Here is a 16,369-nt window from a genome sequence, read left to right as displayed (position 1 = left end):
GGCCGAATTTCAATCGTGGCCGGCCGGCATGGCGCCGGTTAAGCCCCGGCGCGCTCGACCTCGGCGTTCTCATAGACGATATAAGGCTGGGCATCGCCCTTGACCACGGCCTCGTCCACGACAACCTTGGAAACGTTCTCCATGGCCGGAAGCTCGTACATCACATCCAGCAGGATGGATTCGAGAATCGTACGCAGACCCCGCGCCCCGGTCTTGCGGGTCATCGCGCGATGCGCGATCGCCTTGAGCGCGTCATCACGCAGTTCCAGCTCGCAGTCTTCCATCTCGAAGAGCTTGGCATACTGCTTGGTCAGCGCGTTCTTGGGCTCACGCAGGATCGAGATCAACGCTTCCTCGTCCAGCTCTTCGAGCGTGGCGATTACCGGCAAGCGCCCGACGAACTCGGGGATCAGGCCGTATTTGACCAGATCTTCCGGCTCGATGGTCTTGAGCATGTCGCCCAGGCTGCGCTGGTCCGATGCGCCCTTGACCTCGGCGGAAAAGCCGATGCCCGAACGCCCTTCCCGGGTCTTGATGGTTTCGTCCAGGCCGGCGAACGCACCGCCACAGATGAACAGAATGCCCGAGGTGTCGACCTGCAGGAACTCCTGCTGCGGATGCTTGCGCCCGCCCTGTGGCGGGATCGAGGCGGTGGTGCCCTCGATGAGCTTCAACAGGGCCTGCTGCACGCCCTCACCCGAAACATCACGCGTGATCGACGGGTTTTCGGACTTGCGCGAAATCTTATCGATCTCGTCGATATAAACGATACCGCGCTGTGCTTTTTCGACGTCGTAGTCGCACTTTTGCAAGAGCTTCTGGATGATGTTCTCGACGTCCTCGCCCACATAACCGGCCTCGGTCAGCGTGGTGGCGTCGGCGATCGCGAACGGCACATCCAGCAGACGAGCCAGCGTCTCGGCCAGCAGCGTCTTGCCACAGCCGGTCGGCCCGATCATCAGGATATTGGACTTGGTCAGCTCGACGTCGTCCTCGGCGGCTTCAGCGTTCAGGCGCTTGTAGTGGTTGTACACCGCAACCGCCAGAATCTTTTTGGCCGATACCTGACCGATGACATAGTCATCCAGCACGCGACGGATTTCCTGCGGGCTGGGCAGGCCTTCCTTGGCCGGCTTGCTCGCCAGCTCTTCGCGCATGATGTCGTTGCACAGGTCCACGCACTCGTCGCAGATGAAGACCGACGGGCCCGCGATGAGTTTGCGAACCTCGTGTTCGCTTTTGCCGCAGAACGAGCAATGCAGGGTTCGACCGTTGTTTTCCTTCGAACCCGTGTCGTTGTTGCCGTTGTCTGCCATGAATAGGGACCTCTTGAAGCTCGTGCTGCTCGATGTCTCTTGTATGACACACCGTGCAAATCGTGTCACGCGGCCCGCCCGGCAGAACCGGGGCGGGCTGCGTGTGTATCGAGGCTAGCTCGACTTGTCGGCCAGGGCAGCGCGCGACGTCAGGATGTCGTCGATCACGCCGTACTCGTTGGCCTGGTTGGCGCTCATGAAGAAATCACGCTCGGTATCCCGCTTGATCTTGTCCAGCGGCTGGCCCGTGTGATGGGCCAGCACGTCGTTCAAGCGCTCACGGGCGTGCAGGATCTCGCGGGCATGGATCTCGATATCCGTGGCCTGACCCTGGAAGCCGCCCAGCGGCTGGTGGATCATCACGCGCGAGTTGGGCAACGCATAGCGCTTGCCCTGGGCCCCGCCGGCCAACAGCACGGCACCCATGCTGGCGGCCTGGCCGATGCACATCGTGGCCACGTCGGGCTTGACAAACTGCATCGTGTCGTAGATCGACATGCCCGCGGTGATCACGCCACCCGGCGAATTGATATACAGCTGGATGTCCTTGTCCGGGTTATCCGATTCCAGGAACAGCAGCTGGGCCACAATCAGGTTGGCCATGTGGTCGTCGACGGGGCCGACGCAGAAGATCACCCGCTCCTTGAGCAGGCGCGAATAGATATCGAACGAGCGCTCGCCACGAGCGGTCTGTTCGATGACCATCGGAATCAGCCCCAGGTTCTGGGGCTGCGTGTAGTCGTTGTCTGCCATAACGTCTCGCTTGTCTAAACCAACCTTATCGTGAGCCTACGGTTCAGCCGGCGTTTTGGTTGGCGTTCAGAAGCTCGTCGAGCTCGGTTTCCTTCTCGGTGATGGTGGCGTTTTCGAGCAGGTTATCAACCACCTGCTGTTCCATGACCATCGCCTGCAGGCCCTGCATCAACTGCGGGTTCTGCTGGTAATACTGTTTGACCTGCTCGGCCTGATCGCCATAGCCGGCAGCCACTTCTTCCATCTTCTCGTCGACCTTGGCCTGGTCGAGCTCGATTTCACGCGCCGAAATCACCTCGGCAATGAGAAGCCCCAGTGCGACGCGTTTCTCGGCCTGCTCCTGCAACGCCTCGTCGGGCAGCATCTGCTTGAGCTGCTCGGGGTTGTTCTGAAGCTGCTCGGGCAGCCGCTGGCTGGCCTCCTTGCGCATCCGCTCGATTTCCTGGGCCACCATCGGCTGGGGCACTTCGATCGGATTGGCCTCATAGAGGTTATCCATGACCTGCGTTTTCACGCTGGTTTCGATAGCGTGCTTGACTTCCTGCTCGAGCGATTCACGCACGCGGGCCCGCAGGGCTTCTTCCGTGCCCTCCTCGATCCCCATCTCCTTGATGAAGTCCTCGGTCAGCTCGGCCGACTTGGGCCCGGCGACGGATTTCAGCTTGATCTCGAACGTCGCGGTTTTGCCGGCCAGCTCCTTGGCGCCGTATTCCTCGGGGAAGGTAACGTCGAGATTGAAGTCTTCACCGGCCTTGTGACCGACCAGACCACGCTCCATGTCGGGCAGGAACTGCTGCTCGCCCAGCGTGATGGTCATGTCATCGGCCGAGCCGCCTTCGAAGGCCTCGCCGTCGATACGCCCGACGTAATCGAGCGTGACCTTGTCGCCGTCGGCGGCTTCGCGCTCGACGTCTTCATAAGTCTTGTTCTGCTCGCGAATACGCGTAAGCGTGTTGTCGATATCGCCGTCGTCGACTTCGGTCTGCGGTTTTTCGACGCTGATATCGTCCAGACCGCTCAGCTCGATCTCGGGATAAACCTCGACGTTGGCGGCGTAGGCGAGCGAGCCATCTTCACCAAAGCCATCGAACTCGATCTCGGGCTGGCCGGCCGGGTTCAACTCGGATTGTTCCAGCGCTTCCGGATAGGTCTGCTGGACCAGTTCGGACACGACTTCCTGGCGGGCCTGCTCGCCGTAGCGCTGATACAGGATCTTGGTGGGCGCCTTGCCCGGACGAAACCCCGGAATACGCGCGTTGGCACCGACGCGTTTGACCTTCTCGTCCACCGCGCCGTTGACTCGCTCGGCGGGAATCTGGACTTTCAGGCGTCGCTTCAGGCCGCCGGGATTTTCTACGGAGACGTCCATTATTACCTCGATGGAAACTTGAATCTTTTATTGAATAACAACGAGGCGACGCGCCACGCCGCCTCGAACGACCGGGCAGTATAGCAACCGGCCTTTATCTGCCGAACCCACCGATGTGGGGCCGGTGGGCACCGTGTTCAATCCTTGCGAGAGGGCGGCGCCATGAATTCCGGGCCAACGGGGTCGGTCACGTGCTGATCGACGATGGCCTTGATCTCGGCCCGGGCCGCACCGTTCAGATGCCAGCCGGGCACGTTGGCCACGGCATCCAGCTGGTCCGGCGTGCGCGCGCCCCAGAGCGCGAAGGCATGATCGTATTGATCGAGCAGCCAGCGAATGGCCAGATCCAGCACGTGCTTGTCGTAGTGCTTCTGCGCAAATGCCTCGAGTGCATCGACCGCGGCCAGATACTGGTTGAAACGCGGCTGGGCGAATTTCGGGTCGTTATTGCGCAGATCGTCGCCCGGAAACTCGCGACTAGCGTGCATGCGCCCGGACAACAGGCCGCGGCACAGCGCGCCATAGGCCAGCAAACGCGTGTCGTGTTTCTCGGCCCAGGGCAGCACGTCGTGATCGATATCGCGCTCGAACAGGTTGTACGGGTTCTGAGCGACATCGATGGCGACCACTTCCTGGAAAGCATCCATCTGTTCCGGCGAGAAGTTCGACACCCCCACCGCTCGAATCTTGCCGGCCTCTTTCAGCTCGGCCATGGCTTCAGCGGTTTCGCGTACATCCACGACCGGATCCGGCCAGTGCACCTGCAGCAGATCGATCACGTCGGTGCGCAGGCGTTTCAACGAATCATCGGCTTCCTTAAGCACGCGCTTTTTCGAGGCGTTGCGCTGAACACCGCCCTTGTCGTCCCATTCAAGCGCACACTTGGTGGCCAGCACGACCTGATCGCGCATCTTGGCCTCGGCCACGGCCTTGCCCACGATCTCCTCAGAGCGCCCGAAACCATAGACCGGCGCGGTATCGATCAGGTTCACGCCCTTGTCCGGGGCGCCCTGAATCGTACGGATCGATTCGGCCTCGTCCGTGCCGCCCCACATCCAGCCCCCAATGGCCCAGGTACCCAGACCAATACGCGATGCGTTCAGTCCGTGGCCGTTGAGATCGTGTGTTTCCAAGCCGCTGCTCCTGATATCTTTGCTATTCAGGAGATGGGCGCTATTGCCGGTCATTCAAGCGCTGCGATGGGCACAAAAAAGCCGGCGCCAGGGCCGGCTTTTCATCAAACAGGTTTGGTGGGCCGTGAGTGACTCGAACACTCAACCAATTGATTAAGAGTCAACTGCTCTACCATTGAGCTAACGGCCCGACCGGTGCAGACGGTGGGGTGGACGATGGGACTCGAACCCACGACGACTGGAATCACAATCCAGGGCTCTACCAACTGAGCTACGCCCACCATCGTCTGACACGTTGCGACGAACCAATCGTCGTAACGAGCTGCGCATTCTAGCCCGGTTGCCTCGGCTTGCCAACCGTTGCAGTGGATTCTTGGCCGAACCCGGGGCCTATGCGGCTGCAAGCGACGGGGTCGGTCTGCAGGAATGGCATGCCGCGCGATCGATTCAGGCCGAGACGGGGCCGGTACAGCTGGTGCCGTACCGTTCGTCTGCGCTTCGCGCAGCCGTCGAACCATTATTTTTATGTCGCTGGTTCGAATATCTAGTCGATATGCCATTCATGTAGGCGCCGCTGCGCACGGCCTGCATGAATGGCGCGCCCGGCTGGATTATTCGCCGGCTGCGCCGGCTCACCCCTTCGAGGCCGGTACGGCTGGTGCCGTCCCGTTCGTCTGCGCTTCACGCAGCCGTCGAACCATCATTTTTATTGCCGCTGGTTCGAATATCTAGTCGATATGCCATTCATGTAGGCCGCGCTGCGCACGGCCTACATGAATGGCGCGCCCGGCTGGATTATTCGCCGGCTGCGCCGACTCACCCCTTCGGGGCCGGTACGGCTGAGCCGTCCCGTTCGTCTGCGCTTCGCGCAGCCGTCGAACCATCATTTTTATTGTCGCTGGTTCGAATGTCTAGTCGATATGCCATTCATGTAGGCCGCGCTGCGCACGGCCTACATGAATGGCGCGCCCGGCTGGATTATTCGCCGGCCGTGCCGGCTCACCCCTTCGGGGCCGGTACGGCTGGTGCCGTCCCGTTCGTCTGCGCTTCACGCAGCCGTCGAACCATCATTTTTATTGTCGCTGGTTCGAATGTCTAGTCGATATGCCATTCATGTAGGCCGCGCTGCGCACGGCCTACATGAATGGCGCGCCCGGCTGGATTATTCGCCGGCCGTGCCGGCTCACCCCTTCGGGGCCGGTACGGCTGGTGCCGTCCCGTTCGTCTGCGCTTCACGCAGCCGTCGAACCATCATTTTTATTGTCGCTGGTTCGAATATCTAGTCGATATGCCATTCATGTAGGCCGCGCTGCGCACGGCCTACATGAATGGCGCGCCCGGCTGGATTCGAACCAGCGACCAGCGGTTTAGAAGACCGCTGCTCTATCCCCTGAGCTACGAGCGCATTGCCTTGCGGCGACGTCATTGTGCCATCGCCGCGGCAGGGTCACTAGGTGTGATCCATCAGTCGGTCGTTCATCCGGTGATTCCCGGTAGCAGACGACCAAAACAGCCTTGTAAGGTGGTGGCATTCAATCCAGTCCCCGACACCGGGAGCCAAGACGATGTCGCAACATTCCATGAAACACGAGCAGGACGGCGTTTCTGTCTATCGACAGTTCATCGACGGCCAGTGGACCGACGGCCACGGCGAATCGCTGGATGTGACTAACCCGGCCACCGGCGCCGTGGTGGGTCGTTTGAATCTGTCGACGTCCAACGATGCACAGGACGCGCTCGAGGCTGCCGATCGCGCCTTTGAGTCCTGGCGCCGTACCACGGCCAAGCATCGGGCCGATCTGTTGTTCAAACTGGTCGATCTGTTGCACGACGACACCGAGCGTCTGGCCAATCTGATCACGGCCGAACAGGGCAAGCCGCTGACCGAGGCCCGCGCGGATGTCGGCATGTGTGCGGATCTGATCCGTTTCGCGGCAGAAAACACGCGCCGAATCGAGGGCGATATCGTGCCCGCGGATGATCCCAATGAGCAGATCTGGATCCAGAAGGTGCCCCACGGCGTGGTCGCCGGCATCACGGCCTGGAACTTCCCGGCCGCACTGATCGGACGCAAGCTGGGCCCTGCCCTGGCTGCCGGCAATACGATCGTGCTGAAGCCGTCCGAGGAGACGCCGCTGACCGCGATGGAAGTGGTCGAGCTGGCCCGTCAGGCGGGTATTCCTGACGGGGTGATCAACCTGGTCAACGGCCACGGCCAGGATGTTGGCAACCATCTGGTGACCAGCAACATCACACAGCTTGTCTCCATGACCGGCAGCGTGCGCGGCGGGCGTGAAATCGCCAAGGCCGCAGCCCCGCACCTGAAGATCGTGCGCCTGGAGCTGGGCGGCAAGGCGCCCTTCATCGTCATGGACGATGCTGACATGGAGCGCGCCGTGGAAGCCGCGATCGTCTCGCGTTTCTCCAATAACGGCCAGGTGTGTACCTGTAACGAGCGCATGTATGTGCACGCCGGCATCTACGATACCTTCCTTGATCGCTTCAAACAGCGTGTCGATGAGCTCAAGGTCGGCGATCCGCTCAAGCACGAAGATGTGGACCTGGGCCCCAAGATCTCCAGCGGCGAGCTGGACAAGGTTCATGACATGGTCCAGCGCGCGATCAAGGCCGGCGCCACCCTGGAAACCGGCGGCCAGCGGTTGACCGGCGGCGAGTACGACGAAGGCTTCTACTATGCGCCGACCGTACTCACGGGCGTGCAAAACGATATGGAGATCATGCAGGAAGAGATCTTCGGCCCGGTCGTGCCGATCATGAAGGTCGATTCGTTCGAACAGGCCATCGACTATGCCAATGTTTCAGAGTACGGCCTGTCGGCCTATTTGTTCACCAACGACGTCAAACGCTTGATGAACACCGTGCACGATCTGGATTTCGGCGAGATCTATGTCAATCGCGGCGGCGGCGAGTCGGTACAGGGCTTTCACAAGGGCTATCGCAACAGCGGTATCGGCGGCGAAGACGGCAAGTACGGTCTGGAGGCCTATGTGAAGAACAAGACGATGTACGTCCACTTCTAACGCGTTTCATCGACTGCTCCGGCGCCGCTTCACAGGCGCCGGACACAAAAAAGCCGGCGCTGCCACGCCGGCTTTTTTATGTATGCCAGAACCGAACTTAGCCGTTCTGCTCGTTCTGCTGCTGCGTGTTTTTCGACTCACCCTGCGTCTGTGTTGCCGGCGACGCGTTATCGCTAGCCGCATCGCCTATGAACGCCTGGATCCACTCGCTGCGCGAGACTTCACCATCGCCGTTCTGGTCCATTTTCTCGGACATCTGGTTGTAATAGTTTTTCTGCTGCTGCGACATCTGCGCGCTCTGCTGTGCCTGATCCGAGGTGATTTCATCGGTGTTCAGCGAGCCGTCGCCGTTGCTGTCCAGCGCGCCGAACGTACGCAGGGCACGGGCTTTGGCAGCCGTGGTGTACTCGATCTGCGAGACGTTGCCATTACCGTCGTAGTCCATCTGACGATAAGCCATCTTCGCGACCGCCTGCGGCAGATTGGACAGCTCTTTTTCGCTCAGCGTGCCGTCGTTATCGCTATCCAGCATGCCGAACAACAGGCTGTTATCCGATTGCGGACCGTTCTGCATGTTCTTGCCCGAATCACTGGATTGGGCGATCGCCACGGGTGCGGCAAACAGCGAAGCGATAGCAGCAGTCAGTGCGACTTGTTTTTTCATGACGTTTTTTAGCGTCGTTTAGTGATGAATCGACCGTAACAGCTCGACCTGCCCCGATTGCAAGCTCAGTAGACATCTCGCAGGTAGCGATGATGATCGGACAAGGCGGCGACATAGCGGGCGGCGGCCTTGTCGCTCATGTTGCCCTGCTCGGCCACGATGCGATGAAGCGCGGCATCAACATCCTTGGCCATGCGCGAGGCATCGCCGCAGATATAAATCACCGCCCCGGCCTGTAGCCAGGCCCAGAACTCGCGGGCTTGTTCCAGCATGCGGGTCTGAACATAAACCTTGTCTTGTTGATCGCGCGAGAAGGCGAGCGTCAGGCGGCTGATCAGCCCCGTCTTGCGCCAGACCTCGAGCTGGTCGCGATAAATATGATCCTTGGCCGATTCCGGATTGCCGAAGAACAGCCAGTTCTTGCCGGCGTGCTCGAGCGCCTCGCGCTCTTGTAGAAACGCGATGAACGGGGCGATACCGGTTCCGGGGCCGATCATGATCGCCGGGTGATCGGGGTCGGCGTTGACGCGGAACTCATCGGATCGCTGTATATAGATCGGTACTTCGCCATGCCGTGACAGGCGCTTGGCCAGAAACGTTGACGCCACACCCTTGTAACCGCGCCCATAAACCGCGGTCTTCACCACGGCGACGGTCGTGTGAATTTCAGCCGGGTGCTGTTTCGACGACGAGGCGATGGAATACAGCCGCGGCTGCAGCGGGCCCAGTTCGTCGACCAGCCCTTGTAACGGCGGCCGGGCACTCGGATACACCCGCAAGAGCTCGAGCAACGTCTGGCCTTCTTCGGCGCCGCGGCCCGCCAGCATCTTCAAGTCCTCGGCTTCGTCGGCGTCGCCGGCGTGCTCGGCCAGAAGTGCGATGACCTCATCCGAGGGTTTGGTGACGTCACGATCCTTGAGCAAGGCCTGGCGCAGCAGTTTGTCCTGACCCTCGACGCGTACGCTCTCGCCGCCGGAGACATCCAGGTCAGCCAGGATAGCGTCGACCGTGCGCGGGTCATTTTCCGGAAAAATGCCCATCGAGTCGCCGGCGGTGTATTCAACGCCCGAATCGCCCAGGTCGACCACCACATGGCGCGTGTCTTTTGACGAGCCGTCGGCGTTGAGCGGCGTGCTGGATTTAAGCCGGGCCATGAGCGGGTTGTCGCGTGTGCCCAGCGGCGCTGTTTTTTTCGGCTTGGGCGCAGGTTTCGCTTCAGCGAATTCATCGGCCTTATTACCGGTATTGGCCGCCTCATGCTCGGCGACCAGTTCCTTCAATTTGCGTTCGGTTTCCTTGGCCCCGGGTACACAACGATTCACCGCCTCGCCGTCAAAGGCGATGGCCTCGGCGTAGGTCTTGCACAGATAGCCACACTGGCCACAGTCCAGCTGGGCCATCGCCGCCATGAGCTGGCGCTCGTAGGGCTTGCCCTCGGCCAGCGCCATGCGCTCCTCCATCGCCATGGCCGGGTCATGCCAGGGAAACGACTCTTTCGCCTCGCCGCCGCCCTGCTCGGCCCCGCCGAGCGAACCCTCCCAGCCGGCCAACGCCGAAATCAGGCCGTTCAGCCATTCCCGCTGGCCCGCCTCGAACGGGGCGTCTTCCGGGATGAGATTGACTTGTGTGGGCATGTTTTTACCTCGTTTTTACGCACGAGAAGGGTTCTCTTTCTTATCCGCGGATGAACGCAGATGACGAGCAGCAGCCAAGTCGTTGTAACCACCGGGCGCCGCGATTTGCGGCGGCGTCGTTCAAAAAAATGTCTTTCGCTTTCTATCTTTAACCAAGCTAACGAAGGCGCACCGCGCCGTGGCGCCGCCCATCAATAGTTGTCGCCAAACCCAAACCGCCATCTGCGTTATCTGCGTCCATCGGCGGATAAATGCTTTCTTGCCTTAAACCTGCGGAATTTGTGGATGAACGTCTGACAAGGATCAGGCCGCGTTGGTCTGATCGTCCTCGTCTTCTTCTCGTTTGGCGTCGGCATCCTGTGGGTGCTGGGTCACTTCTGCCTCGGATTCCACGGTCGGCTCGAGCGCGGTCTTGGCACCTTCGGGCGTTTCGGCATCGGTGGCCGGGGCCTGCTCGGTGGCGTTTTGGGCCGCCGCGGCGGCGGCCGAGCGTTTGGCCAAGCGTTCTCGCAGATCAGCCATGTCCTGGCGCCGGGCATAGGTCACGAACGGCTCGCCGCTGCGACGCTCGTCCAGATACAGCCCCAGTAGACTTTCGATATAGACCGGCATTCGGCTCGCGGGCACGCTAGCGGCCAGCTCTTCGGCAATGCCTTCCTGATCGTCGTAGCCGCCGCCGATGAAGACATGAAACCCGTCGACCTGATCGGCTTCTTCCGGGTCGGCAGCATCCGGGTCGTCCACCCGGGCACCGAGCAGGCCGATATCGCCGATATAGTGCTGGGCACAGGAGTTGGGGCAGCCGGTGATATTGAAATTAATCGGCTGGTCGAGCTCAAGCGTGGCCTCGATATGCTCGACCAGCGTCATGGCGTTGCCCTTGGTTTCAGCATTGCCGAACTTGCAGCCCCAGCTGCCGGTACAGGCCACCATGCCGGTACGCGCGGGGCTGGCCTCGACGTGCAGGCCGGTCTTGGCCACGGCTTTTTTGACCTTATCGATATCGGACTTGGCGATGCCGCCAAGTACCACGTTCTGCCAAACGGTCGCCCGGATCTTGTGGTCGCCGTACTTGTCGGCGATATCGGCCAGTTGATGCATCTGCTTGACCGACAGCCGGCCGACCGGACAGATCACGCCGACGTAGTGCATGCCGTTCTGGGACGCATCGTGAACGCCCATATGCCCCGCGCGCTGGATCTCCGCGCGCGGCTCGCAGCGTTTCAGGTCGAACCAGCGCAACGGGAAGTCCAGTTCTTTCTGAACCTCGCGCATGAACTTGTCGAAACCCCAGCGATCGAGCACGTATTTCAGCCGGGCCTTGTCGCGATCGGTGCGATCGCCGTTCATGAGAAACACCTTGAGCACGGCGTGGGCGACCGGCACGCACTCTTCAGGCTTGAGCATCACCCCGGTATCGCGGGCGAAATCCTTGTGTCCGGTAATACCGCCAAGCCCCAATCGGAAATAAGGCCGTTGTGGCAACGGGCCATCGGCCTTGGGCAGCACAGCAGAAAAGCCAACATCATTGGTGCCCTCAAGTGCTGAAATACGCCCGCCGCCATCGAAGGCGATATTGAACTTGCGCGGCAGGCCGTAGAGCTCGCGATGATTCAGGATATGGTGATGCATGGCCCGGCAATACGGGGTGACATCGATCAGCTCGTCGGGATCGATACCGGCCAGCGGGCTGCCGGTGATATTACGGATATTGTCGCCGCCCGAACCACGATTGAGCACGCCGATATCGGCCAGGCCGGTCTCGACGTTGAGCGGGTCCTTCGGGCCGATCTCGCGGATCTGTAGATTGGCGCGGGTAGTGACGTGGGTATAGCCGCCGCCGTAAGCCTTGGCCAGATCGGCTACACCGCGCACCTGGTGGGTCGACCAGATGCCGCCCGGCATGCGTAGCCGGCACATGTATGAATCCTGGTTGGGCGCGACATAGAACAGGCCGTTGCCTTTCATCAGAAACACATCGTCGCCCTTGGGATACGCGCCCTTTGCGGCCAGCTCGGTCATGCGGTCCCACATATCCAGCGGGTTGCACTCAGACTTGGCTTGCTCCTGGCTGGCCAGCTCGCCGCCCATGGCTTGGGCACGAATGCGTGCCTGAGCATGCCAGTCGTCCGGGCGCAGGGTCTTGGCCCCGGTCAGGCCGGTCATGCCCGGCACGCCGCGGGCGATATGCAAGCCCGCGGTCACGCCCTTGAGATAGCGTTCCTGATCTTCGTTGAATGTGTTGTCGGTCATGTCAGGCTCCGATCAGTGATCGATCACGAGTCGTGTTTTTTTTGAAGGCAATCCGCAGATGGAAAAGACCAATTTGCCTATCTTTATCCACCGTGATCGCTAGCCTCTGTTGGGCTAGCAACAACGCGGGGCTGGGCGCGCTTCTACATCCATCTGCGGATGAAAACCGTCTGTATTCATTTGCGCTTGTTCGCGTTCATTCGCGGACCTTTCATGCTTTGTCGGCCTGAGAAAGAAGCTCGGCGATTTCAGGCTTGCAGGAGCCGCAGTTGGTGCCGGCCTCAAGCGCCCGGCCCACGGCCTCGACCGAGTCCAGGCCATCGCTCTTGATCGCCCGCAGGATTGTCTTGCGTCCCACCCCGAAACAGGAACAGACCTGCGGGCCGGTGTCGGCGCTGGCATCTGCGGGGCGGCCGGCGAGCACGGCCGCGCGCTCGGCCTCGGTCATCGCCTGGCCGGTAAAGCACCCTGCCAGCCAGCTGCGCTCGGGCAGACGTTCCGGCGTGGGGGCGATGAACACGGCCGCTTCCAGATGCCCGGCATCAACGTGGGCGGCGCGATACGTGCCGGCCGCCGGATCGGCGGCCTCCAGCCAGTCCACGTCGCGCGCGGCGACGCCAAGCCAGTGCCGGGCAGTGGTCTTCAGATCCGTGGGCGTCTCGCAACCAGCAATCTCATAGCGCACGAAACGCTCGCCCGGCACCTTGATCCACCAGTCGATACCGGCCATAGCGCGCACCCACAGAGGGCGGACGGCATAGATGAAGCCGTACCATGTCGCCGCCAAGGGGGCGATGGCCGCCGGCGTGTGCTTGAACTCGGGTTCCCCCGAGATCGGGCAGACCGCCGGGTTGGCGGCCGTGCCGATACGCGCGCTTGATGCGAACTGGTCGTTCCAGTGCATGGGCGCGAACAGACAGCCCTGGCGTTGACGCTCGGTCGTGATGACGCGCAGCGCGGCCTGGCCCCAGGCGGTGGTGATGGTCGCCAGCGCGCCGTCGGTGATGCCATATAGTTCGGCATCCGCCGGATGGATCTCGACGAACGGCTCGGGGATATGCGCGGCCAGGCGCGGCGATTTGGCCGTGCGCGTCATGGTGTGCCAATGATCCCGAATCCGTCCGGTATTGAGTGCCAGCGGATAATCGGCCGAAACCGCGTTGGCCGGCCCGCGCGGTGTGACGGCCACCAGATGCGCTTGGCCATCGGCGGTTGGGTACGTGCCGTCGGCAAACAGCTGATCGACGCCCTGACGAGCCGGCATTGCGCCGGCGGCACGTAGCGGCTGGCATGTCGTCACCGGCCAGCGCGTAGGGGCCAAATAGTCGTAATCGGCCTCCGAGAGATCGGCCAGGCCGGCCAAGTTCAATACGCGGTCGCCGTCGTTTTCAAATGCCGTCAGCGCAGCGTGCTCGCGAAAGATCGCTGCCGGGCCCTCATAGACAAACCCATCGGCGAAGCCCATGCGCTGTGCCACATCACACATGATGGCCCAGTCGGCCCGGGCCTGGCCCGGCATGGGTAGAAAAGCACGCTGGCGCGAGATCATCCGCTCGGAATTGGTGACCGTGCCGGTCTTCTCGGCCCAGGCCGCCGCAGGCAAAAGCACATCGGCCAGATCGGCGGTATCGGTATGGCGCATGACGTCTGACACGACCACCAGCGGGCATTGTTCGAGTGCTGCCTTGGCACGATCGGCATCGGGCAGGCTCACCAGCGGGTTGGTGGCCATGATCCAGACTGCTTTCACCTGGCCTGCTTCGATAGCCTCGAACAGCTCGAGCGCTTTCAAGCCCGGCTCACGGGCAATCGCCGGCGAATCCCAGAATCGTTGCACCGTATCGGCCTGATCAAAGCCCATATGCGCGGCCAGCGTGCTCGACAGCCCGCCCACCTCGCGCCCGCCCATGGCATTGGGCTGGCCGGTGATCGAAAACGGACAGGCCCCGGGCTTGCCGATACGCTCGGTCAACAGATGACAGTTGATGATCGCGTTGACCTTGTCGGTCCCGGCCGAGGACTGGTTCACGCCTTGGGAAAACACCGTGACCGTGCGCTCGGTGGCGGCAAACCATTCAAAGAAAGTCTGCAGATCGGCGTCGTCCACGCCGACGGCCTCGGCCACGGTGGCGATATCGCCGCCCTGAATGTCACGGCCCGGGCCGGCCGCGGCGATCGCCTCGGCCCCGCCCGGCAGATCCGTCGTGAAACCGTTATTGGCCAGATAAGCCAACAGCCCGTTGAACAGCGCCACGTCTGTCCCGGGGGCGAGCGGCAGATGCAGATCGGCGGTGTCGGCGGTGGCCGTACGCCGCGGGTCGATCACAACCAGTTTCTTGTTCGGATCGGCTTCTCGGGCAGCCATGAGGCGTTGGTAAACCACGGGATGACACCAGGCGGTATTGGAGCCAACGAGCACGACCAGATCAGCGGCCTCCAGATCGTCGTAGCAGCCCGGCACCACGTCCTCACCGAAAGCCCGCTTATGACCGGCCACGGCCGAGGACATGCACAGCCGGGAGTTGGTATCGATGTTCGCCGAGCCGATATAGCCTTTCATCAGCTTGTTGGCGATGTAGTAGTCCTCGGTCAGCAGCTGGCCCGAGACATAAAACGCCACGGCATCCGGGCCGTGCTCGGCGATGGTGTCAGCAAAGCCGCTGGCCACGCGCGCCAGTGCCGTGTCCCAGTCGGCGCGTACACCGTCGACCCTGGGGTGCAACAAGCGCCCACCAAGATCGACGGTATCGGCCAGGGCTGTGCCCTTGGAACACAGGCTGCCCTTGTTGGACGGATGCTGCCCGTCGCCGGCGATCGATACGGCGTTATCGCCGTCGAGCGTGGCAGTCACGCCACAGCCCACGCCGCAATAGGGACACGTGGTTTGCGTGGTCGTTGTCATCACGCGGCCTCTGCGTCGTGTTCGTCGGCCGTCTCATCGGCACCGGTTTCAACGAATGCCTTGCCGAAGAGCAACAGATCGCGGAACGCCGATACATCGGTACCCGCCTGCATATGCTTGAAATACCAGGGCCCGTCGCGGGTGTCGCCGTAGAGCACGACACCGGCGATACGGCCCTCGCGCAGCACGATGCGCTTATACACGCCGCGTCGAATATCGGCATAGGTGAGCGTGTCAGCGGCCTCGTCGTCGGCGAAATCGCCGGCCGAGTACATATCGATACCGGTGACCTTGAGCTGGGTCGCGGTGACCGAGCCGTCGTATTGAGAATGCCCACGCCAAGCCAGATGATTGGCACAGACCTTGGCCTGATCCCATAGCGGGGCCACCAGGCCATAGACCGCCTTGCGGTGTTCCACGCACTCACCCACCGCGTAGATCCGCGGGTCATAGGTCTGCATCGTGTCGTTGACGACAATGCCCTTGTCACAGTGCAGCCCCGAGGCCTTTGCCAGATCGATATTCGGCCGTATGCCGACGGCCATGACCACCAGATCAGCATCCAGCGTCGAGTCGTCGGCGTCCTTGAACCGTAGGCCGTTGACGTGGCCGGCGTCATCGCCGGTAATGGCTGCGGTCTCTGCCCCCATACGAAACGAGAGGCCGCGCTGGGCCAACGAGTGCTGCAGGAGTGCAGCGGCCGCCGGGTCGAGCTGGCGCTCCATGAGCTGATCCATCAAGTGCACGATGGTGACGTCCATACCGCGCTTGTGCAGCCCGTAGGCCGCCTCCAGGCCCAGCAGGCCACCGCCGATGACGACAGCCTTCCCGCCGTTTTCGCTGGCCTTGACCATGTCATCGACGTCGGTGATGTCACGAAACGAGATCACGCCCGGTCGGTCATGGCCGGGCACGGGGATAATGAATGGCCGCGAGCCCGTGGCCAGGACCAGCCGGTCGTAGCCAACCTCTCGGCCTTCGGCAGAGATGACCATGCGTCTTCGGCGATCGATCGTGGCAACGGCCTCGCCGGTATAGAGCGTAATGCCGTTGGCTTCGTACCAACGCCGATCGTGGATCTGGATATCGGCAAACGCCTTGTCGCCGGCCAACACCGGCGAGAGCATGATGCGGTTATAGCTGGCATGCGGCTCCGCACCGAATACGATGATGTTGTAGCGCTCGGGCGCGATCTCGAGCAGATCCTCGATCACGCGCAGCCCGGCCATACCGTTGCCGATGACGACCAGATCCAGTTTGGGCTGATGATTGTCGTGCATAGCTGCCTCGTTGCCCGGCATCAC

At 61.8% G+C, this 16,369-nt stretch carries 10 protein-coding genes and 3 tRNA genes; 1 reads left to right on the top strand and 12 read right to left on the bottom strand.

The genetic code is table 11. From position 1 onward, the window contains the following. Positions 1 to 38 precede the first annotated feature (38 nt). From clpX to SAJA_RS08240, 7 genes are all read right to left on the bottom strand, one after another. The gene (gene clpX, locus SAJA_RS08270) at positions 39 to 1,316 is read right to left on the bottom strand and encodes an ATP-dependent Clp protease ATP-binding subunit ClpX (RefSeq protein WP_123658196.1); all 1,278 of its coding nucleotides are present in this window, start codon (positions 1,314 to 1,316) and stop codon (positions 39 to 41) included. 114 nt (positions 1,317 to 1,430) lie between these two features. Further along, positions 1,431 to 2,069 (bottom strand): ATP-dependent Clp endopeptidase proteolytic subunit ClpP, encoded by a 639-nt coding sequence (gene clpP, locus SAJA_RS08265; protein WP_123658195.1) that lies wholly within the window; start codon positions 2,067 to 2,069, stop codon positions 1,431 to 1,433. A 43-nt stretch (positions 2,070 to 2,112) separates the two neighbouring features. Next, the gene (gene tig, locus SAJA_RS08260; protein WP_123658194.1) at positions 2,113 to 3,438 is read right to left on the bottom strand and encodes a trigger factor; all 1,326 of its coding nucleotides are present in this window, start codon (positions 3,436 to 3,438) and stop codon (positions 2,113 to 2,115) included. 137 nt (positions 3,439 to 3,575) lie between these two features. Further along, the gene (locus SAJA_RS08255; protein WP_123658193.1) at positions 3,576 to 4,571 is read right to left on the bottom strand and encodes an aldo/keto reductase; all 996 of its coding nucleotides are present in this window, start codon (positions 4,569 to 4,571) and stop codon (positions 3,576 to 3,578) included. Positions 4,572 to 4,686: 115 nt separating this feature from the next. Beyond that, a tRNA-Lys gene (locus SAJA_RS08250) sits at positions 4,687 to 4,761 on the bottom strand. A 15-nt stretch (positions 4,762 to 4,776) separates the two neighbouring features. Continuing rightward, positions 4,777 to 4,852 (bottom strand) — tRNA-His (locus tag SAJA_RS08245). Positions 4,853 to 5,900: 1,048 nt separating this feature from the next. Further along, positions 5,901 to 5,976 (bottom strand) — tRNA-Arg (locus SAJA_RS08240). A gap of 160 nt (positions 5,977 to 6,136) precedes the next feature. On the opposite strand from SAJA_RS08240, the gene aldA reads away from it, so the two are divergent. Continuing rightward, positions 6,137 to 7,612, top strand: coding sequence for an aldehyde dehydrogenase (gene aldA, locus SAJA_RS08235; protein WP_245963269.1), 1,476 nt, complete (start codon positions 6,137 to 6,139; stop codon positions 7,610 to 7,612). 97 nt (positions 7,613 to 7,709) lie between these two features. Here aldA and SAJA_RS08230 read toward each other — a convergent pair whose 3' ends face one another. The 5 genes from SAJA_RS08230 to SAJA_RS08210 all read right to left on the bottom strand — a co-directional run bounded on the left by SAJA_RS08230 (position 7,710) and on the right by SAJA_RS08210 (position 16,345). Beyond that, complete coding sequence (locus tag SAJA_RS08230; protein ID WP_123658192.1) at positions 7,710 to 8,276, bottom strand: EF-hand domain-containing protein; 567 nt, start codon at positions 8,274 to 8,276, stop codon at positions 7,710 to 7,712. Positions 8,277 to 8,341: 65 nt separating this feature from the next. After that, the gene (locus SAJA_RS08225; protein WP_123658191.1) at positions 8,342 to 9,910 is read right to left on the bottom strand and encodes a sulfite reductase subunit alpha; all 1,569 of its coding nucleotides are present in this window, start codon (positions 9,908 to 9,910) and stop codon (positions 8,342 to 8,344) included. A gap of 303 nt (positions 9,911 to 10,213) precedes the next feature. Beyond that, the gene (locus SAJA_RS08220; protein ID WP_123658190.1) at positions 10,214 to 12,163 is read right to left on the bottom strand and encodes a NirA family protein; all 1,950 of its coding nucleotides are present in this window, start codon (positions 12,161 to 12,163) and stop codon (positions 10,214 to 10,216) included. Positions 12,164 to 12,374: 211 nt separating this feature from the next. Then, on the bottom strand, positions 12,375 to 15,065 hold the full coding sequence (locus SAJA_RS08215) for a nitrate reductase (protein WP_123658189.1): 2,691 nt from the start codon (positions 15,063 to 15,065) through the stop codon (positions 12,375 to 12,377). Further along, positions 15,065 to 16,345, bottom strand: a complete 1,281-nt coding sequence (locus SAJA_RS08210; RefSeq protein ID WP_123658188.1) for an NAD(P)/FAD-dependent oxidoreductase — start codon at positions 16,343 to 16,345, stop codon at positions 15,065 to 15,067. Before SAJA_RS08210 ends, SAJA_RS08215 begins: the two co-directional genes overlap by 1 nt. Between the last annotated feature and the right edge of the window lie 24 nt (positions 16,346 to 16,369).

The organism is Salinisphaera japonica YTM-1 (assembly GCF_003788585.1).
GTDB classification, from domain to species: Bacteria; Pseudomonadota; Gammaproteobacteria; order Nevskiales; family Salinisphaeraceae; genus Salinisphaera; species Salinisphaera japonica.
The sequence above is the reverse complement of the archived record's forward strand: the minus strand, read 5'-3'. Positions and strand labels throughout refer to the sequence as shown.